11 protein-coding genes are annotated in these 9,703 nt (G+C 59.2%); 5 read left to right on the top strand and 6 right to left on the bottom strand.

Annotated features, from left to right (window positions below; translation table 11 throughout):
• Positions 1 to 200 precede the first annotated feature (200 nt).
• Positions 201 to 668 (bottom strand): TlpA disulfide reductase family protein, encoded by a 468-nt coding sequence (locus ALO80_RS27670; RefSeq protein WP_055004831.1) that lies wholly within the window; start codon positions 666 to 668, stop codon positions 201 to 203.
• Between the two features lie 129 nt (positions 669 to 797).
• On the opposite strand from ALO80_RS27670, the gene arsC reads away from it, so the two are divergent.
• The 3 genes from arsC (at position 798) to ALO80_RS27655 (ending at position 2,526) form a co-directional block, all read left to right on the top strand.
• On the top strand, positions 798 to 1,151 hold the full coding sequence (arsC, locus tag ALO80_RS27665) for an arsenate reductase (glutaredoxin) (RefSeq protein ID WP_055011269.1): 354 nt from the start codon (positions 798 to 800) through the stop codon (positions 1,149 to 1,151).
• Positions 1,148 to 1,753: an NAD(P)H:quinone oxidoreductase gene (wrbA, locus tag ALO80_RS27660; protein WP_054983979.1), complete on the top strand. Its 606-nt coding sequence runs from the start codon at positions 1,148 to 1,150 to the stop codon at positions 1,751 to 1,753. Before arsC ends, wrbA begins: the two co-directional genes overlap by 4 nt.
• 101 nt (positions 1,754 to 1,854) lie before the next feature.
• Positions 1,855 to 2,526 carry a DNA-3-methyladenine glycosylase I gene (locus ALO80_RS27655; RefSeq protein ID WP_055011268.1) on the top strand — a complete coding sequence of 224 codons (672 nt, stop codon included), beginning with the start codon at positions 1,855 to 1,857 and terminating at the stop codon, positions 2,524 to 2,526.
• A 6-nt stretch (positions 2,527 to 2,532) separates the two neighbouring features.
• Here ALO80_RS27655 and ttcA read toward each other — a convergent pair whose 3' ends face one another.
• Positions 2,533 to 3,357 carry a tRNA 2-thiocytidine(32) synthetase TtcA gene (gene ttcA / locus ALO80_RS27650; protein ID WP_055011267.1) on the bottom strand — a complete coding sequence of 275 codons (825 nt, stop codon included), beginning with the start codon at positions 3,355 to 3,357 and terminating at the stop codon, positions 2,533 to 2,535.
• 194 nt (positions 3,358 to 3,551) lie between these two features.
• On the opposite strand from ttcA, the gene ALO80_RS27645 reads away from it, so the two are divergent.
• Positions 3,552 to 4,046: a SprT family zinc-dependent metalloprotease gene (locus tag ALO80_RS27645; protein WP_054983982.1), complete on the top strand. Its 495-nt coding sequence runs from the start codon at positions 3,552 to 3,554 to the stop codon at positions 4,044 to 4,046.
• A gap of 67 nt (positions 4,047 to 4,113) precedes the next feature.
• Here the strand turns inward: ALO80_RS27645 and ALO80_RS27640 are convergent, their stop codons facing one another.
• The 4 genes from ALO80_RS27640 to ALO80_RS27625 form a co-directional block, all read right to left on the bottom strand.
• Entirely contained in the window at positions 4,114 to 5,466 is a 1,353-nt protein-coding gene (locus tag ALO80_RS27640) for a dicarboxylate/amino acid:cation symporter (RefSeq protein WP_054983983.1), read from the bottom strand.
• Positions 5,467 to 5,928: 462 nt separating this feature from the next.
• Positions 5,929 to 7,275 carry an ATP-binding protein gene (locus ALO80_RS27635; RefSeq protein ID WP_055011266.1) on the bottom strand — a complete coding sequence of 449 codons (1,347 nt, stop codon included), beginning with the start codon at positions 7,273 to 7,275 and terminating at the stop codon, positions 5,929 to 5,931.
• Positions 7,272 to 7,949, bottom strand: a complete 678-nt coding sequence (locus ALO80_RS27630) for a response regulator (protein WP_002554629.1) — start codon at positions 7,947 to 7,949, stop codon at positions 7,272 to 7,274. Before ALO80_RS27630 ends, ALO80_RS27635 begins: the two co-directional genes overlap by 4 nt.
• A 27-nt stretch (positions 7,950 to 7,976) precedes the next feature.
• A complete protein-coding gene (locus ALO80_RS27625; protein WP_055011265.1) occupies positions 7,977 to 8,327 on the bottom strand; it encodes a hypothetical protein in 351 nt (116 codons plus the stop codon).
• A 172-nt stretch (positions 8,328 to 8,499) separates the two neighbouring features.
• Between ALO80_RS27625 and ALO80_RS27620 the strand changes: the two genes are divergently transcribed.
• Positions 8,500 to 9,288 (top strand): dienelactone hydrolase family protein, encoded by a 789-nt coding sequence (locus tag ALO80_RS27620; RefSeq protein ID WP_055011264.1) that lies wholly within the window; start codon positions 8,500 to 8,502, stop codon positions 9,286 to 9,288.
• The last annotated feature ends 415 nt before the right edge of the window (positions 9,289 to 9,703 follow it).

Raw genomic sequence — 9,703 nt, 5'->3', positions numbered from 1 at the left:
CTCAGCCGTCACTTACGTCGCACTCGGCTTCGTCTGTACCACCGGGGTTGAAAAGCACTTTAGAGAAGTTGGGCTAAAGACACGGCTCGAAAATTGATGACTATCGTGCCGACGCTCCGCGTCGGCATGCAATGCGTGACGCTCTGCGTCACAAGTGTGCGCTACGCCGTGTAGTCAAGATCGGTCGCGGTGCATCGCAATCAGCCCTCGCCGCGCAGTGTCTTGAGCTTCTGGATCACGGTCGCGGCCGATTGCTCGCCGAGCAGTTGTTCGCGCATCTTGCCCTTGTCGTCGATGATGTAAGTGACCGGCAGCGCTTCGGAAGGCGGCAGGCTGTATTGCTCGGCAGGGTCTTGCGCAAGCACGGTGAACTTGATGCCCAGCGCGTTGGCAGCGTTTTTCAGCTCATCGCCCTGCAGGTTGTCGAAGTTGACCCCCAGCACGGTGACCTTCCTGTCCTTGAGCTGCTCGGACAATGCATTGAATTCAGGGACTTCGGTACGGCACGGGCCACACCACTCGGCCCAGTAGTTAACCACCAGCCAATGCCCCTTGATTCGCTCGCTGGCCACTTTCTGGCCGTTCTGGTCAGTACCCAGGTCCACACCGCATCCGCTGAGCAGCAAGCTGCCGAAAAGTATCATTGCTGCTGTTAATCGCCTTGCCATCTGTTTCCTTCCTCGCCCCGTTCAACCTTCAATTACTTATACCCACGCTACGACTATTGACCATTCGATATGTCGGACAGTGCCATCGCTGGTTAGAATACGCCACCCCACACGAGATGCGACGTGCAAATGACCGATCTGACGCTGTATCACAACCCGCGCTGCAGCAAATCCCGCGGCGCGCTGGAACTGCTTCAGGCCCGCGGCCTGGCGCCTGACATCGTCCTGTACCTGGAAACCCCGCCCGACGCAGACCGTTTGCGCGACCTGCTCGGCAAACTGGGCATCGGTGCCAGGCAACTGCTGCGCACCGGCGAAGATGATTACAAGCAACTCGATCTGGCCGACCCGAGCCTGGGCGACGAGCAACTGATCACCGCCATGGCCGCCCACCCCAAACTGATCGAACGGCCGATTCTGGTCGCAGGCGACAAGGCTGTTATTGGCCGCCCACCCGAGAACATTCTGGAGCTGCTGCCGTGAGCACACCCTACATTCTGGTCCTCTATTACAGCCGCAATGGCTCCACCAGCGAAATGGCCCGGCAGATTGCCCGCGGCATTGAACTGGGCGGCATGGAAGCGCGCTTGCGCACCGTGCCCGCCGTTTCCGCGGACTGCGAAGCGACGGCCCCCGACATTCCGGAAAACGGCGCGCTGTACGCGACCCTCGACGACCTGAAAAACTGCTCGGGTCTGGCACTCGGCAGCCCGACCCGCTTCGGCAACATGGCCGCTCCGCTGAAATACTTTCTCGACGGCACCAGCAACCTGTGGCTGACCGGCGCGCTGGTGGGCAAACCCGCAGGCGTTTTCACCTCCACCGCCAGCCTGCACGGCGGTCAGGAAACCACGCTGATGTCCATGCTGCTGCCGTTGCTGCACCACGGCATGCTGATCATGGGCCTGCCTTACAGCGAATCGGCGCTGCTGGAAACCACAGGCGGCGGCACGCCCTATGGCGCCAGTCATCATGCGGGTGCCGATGGCAAGCGTGCGCTCGACCGCCATGAAACCGACCTGTGCCGTGCACTGGGCCAGCGTCTGGCAAAAACCGCATTGCAGCTGGACACACCGCGCAGCTGAATCGCCAGGGCAGGTCAGACGCTTTCAGTTAAATCGCAAACTTGCAGCGCAAGGGTCGGTCTGAACCCTTGACCTGCCTGTCGAATTTCTTTGGAGAACCGATGCAAGACTACAAATGGCTGAACGAGTATTGCCTGAATCGATTCGGCTCCACCAAAGCACTGGAAGCCCACCTGCCCTCCCCGAAGACACCGAAACAACTGCAAGCCATCAGCGCCGACCGCTACCTGTCGACCATGGCCCTGCGTGTCTTTCGTGCAGGCCTGAAACACAGTCTGGTGGACGCTAAATGGCCGGCCTTCGAGGAAGTCTTCTTTCGCTTCGATCCGGAAAAAGTCGTGCTGATGGGGGCCGATCACCTGGAGCGGCTGATGCAGGATGCGCGCATCATCCGTCATCTGGGCAAACTCAAGAGCGTGCCGCGTAATGCGCAACTGATTCTGGACATCGAACAGGAGCACGGCAGCTTCGGGAAGTTCATCGCCCAATGGCCGGTCGATGACATTACCGGCCTGTGGCAGTACCTCGCCAAGCACGGCAACCAGATGGGCGGTCTGTCGGCACCGCGCTTCCTGCGCATGGTCGGCAAGGACACCTTCATTCCGACCTGGGACGTAGTGGCCGCGCTGAACGCGCAGGATATCGTCGACCGTGTGCCGACCAGCAAACGCGATCAGGCCATCGTGCAGGGTGTGTTCAACCAGTGGCACTCAGAAAGCGGTCGACCGATGTGCCAGCTGTCAGCGATGCTGGCCTTCACGGTCAACCACTGACTTCTATCAGAGGTTGACCACATTGACGAACCGCGACGCAGCGGTTTCGTCGATGCGCAGGTTGCTGAAGTCGAACAGGTTGCGGTCGGCCAACTGTGAAGGCTGTACGTTCTGCAGAGCGCGGAAAATGCTTTCGGTGCGACCCGGCGTCTTGCGCTCCCATTCCTGCAGCATGTCCTTGACCACCTGACGCTGCAGATTCTCCTGAGAGCCGCAAAGGTTGCACGGGATGATCGGAAACTGCTTGAGGTCCGAATACGCCTGAATGTCCTTCTCGTGGCAGTAGGCCAACGGACGAATCACCACGTTGCGGCCGTCATCGGCACGCAGCTTGGGTGGCATGGCCTTGAGCGAGCCATTGAAAAACATATTGAGGAAGAATGTCTCGACGATGTCGTCGCGGTGGTGCCCCAAGGCCATTTTGGTAGCGCCTATTTCATCGGCGAAGGTATACAGCGTGCCACGACGCAACCGAGAGCACAGCGAGCAGGTGGTCTTGCCTTCGGGGATCAGCTCCTTGACGACCGAGTACGTGTCTTTTTCGACGATGTGGTACTCGATACCCAGCTCTTTCAGGTAGGCAGGCAGCACGTGCTCGGGAAAGCCGGGCTGCTTCTGGTCCATGTTGACGGCCACGATGTCGAATTTGATCGGCGCGACCTTCTGCAGATGCATCAGCACATCGAGCATGGTGTAACTGTCCTTGCCACCGGACAGGCAGACCATGACCTTGTCACCCTCTTCGATCATGTTGAAGTCGGCAACCGCCTCGCCGGCCAGCCGACGCAGACGTTTCTGCAGTTTGTTCTGATTGACTGAAAGGGTGCCCATTTATGGAAATATCCGCTGACGGTAGCTTGAGAAAAGCCGGACATTTTACCTGTAACCGACCGTGGGTTAAATATGCTGCGCTGGTGCTGTTTCGTCAGGCAACAACGCCTGATCAAAAACGACCACCGGGCGGTCGGCATTTTCAGAGCGTAGCCACATTGCGGCATACTTGACGCACTGGAGAACCCTAAAGCATGCCCGAACAACTCAATTCACGCGTCGAAACCTGCTACCAACAAGCCGAAGCCTTCTTCAAGCGCACCTTCAAACGCCCGGTGGTCAGTTTCCGGTTGCGCGGCCAGAAAGCCGGTGTGGCTCACCTGCACGAAAACCTGCTGCGCTTCAATCCACAGTTGTACAAGGAAAACGCTGAAGATTTCCTGCGCCAGACCGTGCCACACGAAGTGGCGCATCTGATTGCCCACCAGTTGTTCGGTGGCAGTATCCAACCGCATGGCGAAGAGTGGCAATTGATCATGCGCGGCGTCTATGAACTGCCGCCCAATCGCTGTCACACCTATGCCGTCAAGCGGCGCAGTGTGATCCGCTACATCTACCGTTGCCCTTGCCCGGACAGTGACTTTCCGTTCTCGGCACAACGCCACGGCATGGTCCGCAAAGGGCGGCGCTACCTGTGCCGCCGCTGCCGTGAAACGCTGGTGTACAGCGGCGAGACGCGTACCGAATAATCCCCGACAAAGCTGCAGATATAAAAAAACCCATCCGAAGATGGGTTTTTTCATGGCCGATGGTCAATCAGACCGTTTTAGTTGTATTCACAGCATTGGCTGGAGTCGGGCCTTCGGCAACGCCAAGGTCGTCTTCAGGACGGGTTTCCAGGATGGCACTGCCACCGGAAGCCAGTTCGGATTGCAGCTTGTCGGTGTCCAGCTCGCCGACCCACTTGGCAACTACAACGGTCGCAACAGCGTTACCCACCAGATTGGTCAGCGCGCGGGCTTCGGACATGAAGCGGTCAATACCCAGAATCAGCGCCAGACCGGCAACCGGCAGGTGGCCAACAGCCGACAGGGTGGCGGCCAGCACGATGAAACCGCTACCGGTTACGCCAGCAGCACCTTTGGACGACAACAGCAGCACCAGCAGCAAGGTGATCTGGTGAGTGATGTCCATGTGGGTGTTGGTCGCCTGGGCGATGAACACGGCAGCCATGGTCAGGTAGATGGAAGTACCGTCCAGGTTGAACGAGTAGCCAGTCGGGATAACCAGGCCCACGACGGACTTCTTGGCACCCAGACGCTCCATCTTGATCAGCATGCGTGGCAGGGCCGATTCCGAGGAGGACGTACCCAGAACGATCAGCAGTTCCTCACGGATGTAGCGAATCAGCTTGAAGACGCTGAAACCGTGCGCGCGGCAGATGGCACCCAGCACCAGCGCCACGAACAGGGCGCATGTGATGTAGAAGCAGATCATCAACTGACCCAGCTGCACCAGCGAGCTTACGCCATAAGCGCCGATGGTGAAGGCCATTGCACCGAACGCACCGATAGGTGCCAGCTTCATGATCATGTTGATGATGTTGAACATGACGTGAGCGAAGCGATCGATGAAGTCCAGAACCGGCTTGCCGTACGAACCCAGGCGATGCAGCGCGAAGCCGAAGATCACCGAGAACATCAGGACCTGCAGAATATCGCCGTTGGCAAAGGCGCCGACGATGGTGTTCGGAATCACGTTAAGGATGAAGCCGACGATACTCTGGTCCTGACCGGCTGTAACGTAAGCGGCGATCTTCGACGCGTCGAGCGTGCTGACGTCGATGTTCATGCCGGCACCCGGCTGAACGACGTTGACCACGATCAGACCGATCAGCAGGGCGATGGTCGAAACGATCTCGAAGTACAACAGCGCATAACCGCCGGTCTTGCCGACCGACTTCATGTTCTGCATGCCGGCGATGCCGCTGACAACAGTACAGAAGATGATCGGAGCGATAACCATCTTGATCAGTTTGATAAACCCGTCGCCCAGCGGCTTTAGAGCCTTGCCGGTATCAGGGTAGAAGTGACCGATCAGGATACCGATGACAATCGCAACGATTACCTGAAAATAGAGGGATTTGTAGATGGGCTGACGAGTCGTCATTGCAGTTTTCCTCAAGGGCGTCGTCGGCATCTTCACCTGATGCACGCGAGCCTATAAAGCGCTAACCCTCCTGCACTGGAGGGATTTGTTTTGTCGAGCTGCGCAAGGCAGACCTCTGCCAACTAGATAGCAATAGGCGTGCCATAGAATCAAATAGCCATCAAAGCCCCGCTTTACAAGGCGCGAACGGGTAACGGTAGCCGGAAACCAGGAAAGACGTGGCGGTTTTCCGCCGTATGGTGAGAAAAACAAGCGTTCAGTGGCGGGTATCCGCCTTCTTGAAGCGGACAGGAGAGATATGAGGCGTGGCGCGAACCTGTGACGCAGAGCGTCAAGGACTGCATTCCCACGCTGGAGCGCGGTTATTATCGTGCGACGCTCCGCGTCGGCATGCCGCTCTGGACGCTCTGCGTCCGATCTTGAATCGGCGTGCATTACGTCCACAGGGCGAGCGTTTGACCCTCACTGCGCCAGAAAATGAATCCTGAACGCCGCGCCGCCTAGTGGTGAGTCGCCCAGCGTCAGTTGCGCGCCGTAGCTTTCGATGATGTCCTTGACCACCGCCAGACCAATGCCCTGTCCGGGGTTCTGCCGGTCCAGCCGTTCGCCGCGCTCCAGAATGCGCGCCCGCTGGCTCTGCGGGACGCCGGGGCCGTCGTCTTCGATGCACAGTTCATCGCCGTCCGTTGAGCGGGTAAAGCTGACGCGTACTTCGCTGAGGCATAGCCGATAGGCGTTTTCCAGCAGGTTGCCGAGCATTTCCAGCAGCGCGCCCTCCTCCATGTGCACCTGACAATGTTCCGGCAGGTCCAGCGTGGCCTTGACCTGTTTGTCTCGATACACCTTGTCCAGCGTGTTGCACAGGCTTTCGACCACGGGCCGCAGCATGACATGGTGCCGCACCAGACCGCTCTTGCGCAGGCTGGCCCGTTGCAACTGATAGCCGATCTGCTGGCTCATGCGTTCGATCTGCGATTGCAGCACCCACGCCTGTTCGACATCCTCTGGGCGCTTGGCGATGTTCTCGCTCACGCCTTGCAATACCGCCAGCGGTGTTTTCAGGCTGTGGGCCAGATCGTCCAGGGAGTCGCGGTAACGAATCCGCTGCTCACGCTCGCTGCGCAGCAGTCGGTTCAGCGAGTCGGTCAGGCGCAGCAGTTCGCTGGGATGCTCTTCGCTCAGGCTGTCGCGCACGCCGGCTTCCACCTGATCCAGTTCCTGGCTCAAGCCGCGCAAGGCACGCAACCCCCAGGTCAGGCCCATCCACAGCAACCCGAGCAGCACCGCCAGTGCGGCGCCAAAGCCCAGATAGAGCTTGCGGCGCAAACCGTCGATGGTTTCCTGATAGCCACGCAAGGGCTGCACGGCGACGATACTGAACGCGGCATTGCGCCCGCCGAGCAGCCGGATCTCGACGTCATAGACGAAATACTCATCGCCATTGATTTCCTTGATCTTGGTGAACTCGCTGCCCTGCCCGTCATATTGCGGGCGGTAGTCGATGTTCTCGCCTTCGGTGGACAGTGAGCGCCAGACCATCTGCCCCTGGCGGTTATAGATGTAGCCCAGCAGACGGCTGCCCGGCAGGTTGAACTGTTCGCCCGGCAGCACGGACGGCATCAATAGATGATCGTCTTCGACGCGCGCCGCCGAAATCATGGTGGTCACGTCGGAAGCCAGGCGTTGCTCTATCGCCCCGCGCAGCGCCAGGCTGAACGCCCCCTGCAGAGCAGGCAACATCAGCAGCATGAAGATCACCGCCAGAGTGGCGGCGCCCAGCATCAGGCGCAGGCGAAGCGAACGAATCACGTACAGCGCTCGTTGAACAGATAGCCCATGCCGCGCACGGTTTCGATAGGTTTGAAGGCCACATTGCTATCAAGTTTGCGGCGCAGGCGGCCGACCAGTACTTCGATCACGTTCGGGTCGCGCTCGTCGTCATCGGGGTACAGTTGCTCCATCAGGCGCTCTTTGGGCACCACTTGCTGATGATGGAGCATCAGGTATTCGAGGATGCGGTATTCGTAAGCGGTCAGCGCCAATGGTTGCTCGGCCAGGGCGGCATGCTTGCGATTGAGGTCCAGCAACAGCGGACCAGCCGTGATGGTGGACTGAATGAAGCCGCTGGAACGCCGCAACAAGGCGTTGAGCCGCGCTTCCAGCTCTTCGAACTGGAAGGGTTTGACCACGTAGTCGTCAGCGCCGGCCGCCAGCCCTTCGACCTTGTCCTGCCAGTTGCCGCGTGCGGTCAGGATCAGAATCGGAAATGCCTTGCCCACTGTGCGCAACTGCCGAATCAGGTCCAGCCCGCCGATGCCCGGCAAGCCCAGATCGATCACCGCCAGGTCGTGATTGAATTGCGTGACCTGATACAACGCTTCCTCAGCGTTGGCCACCGCCTCAACCACATGGCCCGCTTCGGTCAGACGGGTTCGCAAGTGATGACGCAGCAGCGCTTCATCCTCAACTACCAACAACTTCATGCAGCTCTCCCAGGCACAATCGCAGCCTCAAGACAAAGAATGAAACGACATCGTCGCATCAGTACTCAACAGGCGGGCGCTGACGGGCACATGTTGTGTCACATCATAGCTGCCCAGCAGGATTTCGCGGCTGACAGGCACGCCATTGTGAGTCCCCGTCACGGTGCCGTAAACCGGCGGTGAATAAAGCGTCCCCATCGAGACATTGGCATGCGCCTGCTCCCCCAGCGCATGCCCCCAGCCGTTGGCGTCGTCGAGCCTTTCGCTGGTCTTGCCGAACTCGATACGGGGCACGTCAAGCCGGCCATCGCCAGCCTGTAGCGCCGCACTGCCACCCAGAAAAGCCAAGGCCAGGAAAAACTTGTTGAGATTCAACATATCGACTCCTTTTACGCTCGGGGACGCTGTCAAGGTACGGTTCAACAGTAATCGCGCCGGGCTGAACCCCGACTGAACACGGCATGAACCGGCGCTGAACACTCATCCATACGAGGCGTAACAGAATCGGCTATCGTTGTTGCCACTTCAAAACACCAATAAGGAGCTGACCATGCGTGTGTGGATTGCAATGATCATGATGGGCCTGACCGGCCTCGCCCAGGCGGCGATCAAGACTGAGCAGATCGATTACAAAAGTGCCGACGGTACAAAGCTGGTGGGTTACTACGCTTACGACGACGCCATAAAGGGGCCGCGGCCTGGTGTGCTGGTGGTTCATGAGTGGTGGGGGCTGAACGACTACGCCAAGCGCCGCGCCCGCGATCTGGCTGCATTGGGATATAGCGCGATGGCCATCGACATGTACGGCGAAGGCAAGAACACCGAGCATCCGAAAGACGCGATGGCCTTCATGCAGGCCGCGCTGAAGGACAGCGATGCTGCCAACAAGCGCTTTGACGCCGGGCTGGAGCAATTGAAGAAGCAGCCGCAGACCGACGCGAAAAAGATTGCAGCGGTCGGCTACTGTTTTGGCGGCAAGATCGTGCTCGATGCGGCCCGACGCGGCGAGCCGTTGCTGGGCGTGGTGAGTTTTCACGGCGCACTGGTGACCAACACCCCGGCCAAACCGGGCATCAAAGTGCCGATGCTGGTCGAGCATGGTGCCAAAGACAGCATGGTCACGCCTGAAAACGTCGCTGCGTTCAAAAAGGAAATGGACGACGCCAAGGCCGACTACACATTTGTCAGCATCGACGACGCCAAACACGGCTTCACCAACCCCGACGCCGACCGCCTGAGCCACGGCGAACACGGCGGTCCGGACATCGGTTACAACAAGGCTGCCGACCAGAGCTCCTGGTCGGACATGCAGGTGTTTTTCAAGAAGATATTTGGTTGAGCGTCAGATGCTCCTTCTGCACGGAGCGTCGCACGATAGTTGAGATTATCGTTCCGCACGCTCCAGCGTGGGAAAGCAGTCTCGACGCTCTGCGTCGTCAAGGGGACGCAGAGCGTCCAGAAAGGCATGCGACGCAGAGCGTCGCACGATAGTCAGGTTATCGTTCCGCACGCTCCAGCGTGGGAATGCAGGTCTCGACGCTCTGCGTCGTCAAGGGGGCGCAGAGCGTCCGGAAAGACATGCGACGCAGAGCGTTGCACGATAGTCAGGTCATCGTTCCGCACGCTCCAGCGTGGGAATGCAGGTCTCGACGCTCTGCGTCGTCAAGGGGACGCAGAGCGTCCGGAAAGACATGCGACGCAAAGCGTCGCACGATAGTCAGGTTATCGTTCCGCACGCTCCAGCGTGGAAATGC

Origin of the sequence: Pseudomonas caricapapayae (assembly GCF_001400735.1) — a bacterium.
Lineage (GTDB): Bacteria > Pseudomonadota > Gammaproteobacteria > Pseudomonadales > Pseudomonadaceae > Aquipseudomonas > Aquipseudomonas caricapapayae.
Note: the sequence above shows the minus strand (reverse complement) of the source record. Positions and strands in the feature narration are given on the sequence as shown.

Coding starts and splice junctions, on each gene's coding strand:
- ALO80_RS27670 (WP_055004831.1), bottom strand. CDS start 668: ATGGCAAGGCGATTAACAGCAGCAATGATACTTTTCGGCAGCTTGCTG.
- arsC (WP_055011269.1), top strand. CDS start 798: ATGACCGATCTGACGCTGTATCACAACCCGCGCTGCAGCAAATCCCGC.
- ALO80_RS27655 (WP_055011268.1), top strand. CDS start 1,855: ATGCAAGACTACAAATGGCTGAACGAGTATTGCCTGAATCGATTCGGC.
- ttcA (WP_055011267.1), bottom strand. CDS start 3,357: ATGGGCACCCTTTCAGTCAATCAGAACAAACTGCAGAAACGTCTGCGT.
- ALO80_RS27645 (WP_054983982.1), top strand. CDS start 3,552: ATGCCCGAACAACTCAATTCACGCGTCGAAACCTGCTACCAACAAGCC.
- ALO80_RS27640 (WP_054983983.1), bottom strand. CDS start 5,466: ATGACGACTCGTCAGCCCATCTACAAATCCCTCTATTTTCAGGTAATC.
- ALO80_RS27630 (WP_002554629.1), bottom strand. CDS start 7,949: ATGAAGTTGTTGGTAGTTGAGGATGAAGCGCTGCTGCGTCATCACTTG.
- ALO80_RS27625 (WP_055011265.1), bottom strand. CDS start 8,327: ATGTTGAATCTCAACAAGTTTTTCCTGGCCTTGGCTTTTCTGGGTGGC.
- ALO80_RS27620 (WP_055011264.1), top strand. CDS start 8,500: ATGCGTGTGTGGATTGCAATGATCATGATGGGCCTGACCGGCCTCGCC.